Source organism: Zoogloea sp. (genome assembly GCF_023150065.1).
GTDB lineage: Bacteria > Pseudomonadota > Gammaproteobacteria > Burkholderiales > Rhodocyclaceae > Zoogloea.
In genome coordinates this window covers 1-519 of sequence record NZ_JAKLLN010000238.1, presented here as the reverse complement: position 1 = coordinate 519, position 519 = coordinate 1, and the positions used below count along the sequence as shown (strand labels likewise).

Below are 519 nucleotides of genomic sequence, written 5' to 3'. Positions count from 1 at the left end.
ACCCGTCGGAGGTGGTGGCGGTAATCACCCAAAAACTCCGGCTCAGGTTGCGGTACGTCACCGGAATACCCGCCAGCCCCGGCACGGCGATGCTGCTGGAGATGCCGGGAATGTAGGTGGCCGGAATGCCATACGATTGGGCGTACTCCATTTCCTCAAAGCCGCGTCCGAACACGAAGGGGTCGCCGCCTTTGAGCCGCACGACATGGCCGTGTTCCCGGGCCATTTCGACGATCAGGGCATTGATCTCGTCCTGCGTGAATTTTTTGAAATTCCGGCGTTTGCCCACGAAGATGCGTACGGCCGGGGGCGGCGCGTATTCGAGCAGTTCCTCGCTCACCAGCGCGTCGTACAATACCGCGCCGGCACTTTGCAGGGCGCGCAGGCCTTTGAGCGTGAGCAGTTCCGGATCGCCGGGGCCGGCGCCCACCACGCTGAGGCGGGGAGTCGGATCAGATAACATAGTCGGGTTCGATATTTTTGATCATACCGGCCGCCACGGTTTGGCAGGTATTTTCA

At 61.3% G+C, this 519-nt stretch carries 1 protein-coding gene; it reads right to left on the bottom strand.

Annotation, left to right across the window (positions count from 1 at the left end; genetic code table 11):
* Window positions 1-463, bottom strand: a 463-nt coding sequence (gene cobA / locus L6Q67_RS24460) for a uroporphyrinogen-III C-methyltransferase (RefSeq protein WP_296576408.1), incomplete at its 3' end; no start/stop codon positions are given.
* Window positions 464-519 lie beyond the last annotated feature (56 nt).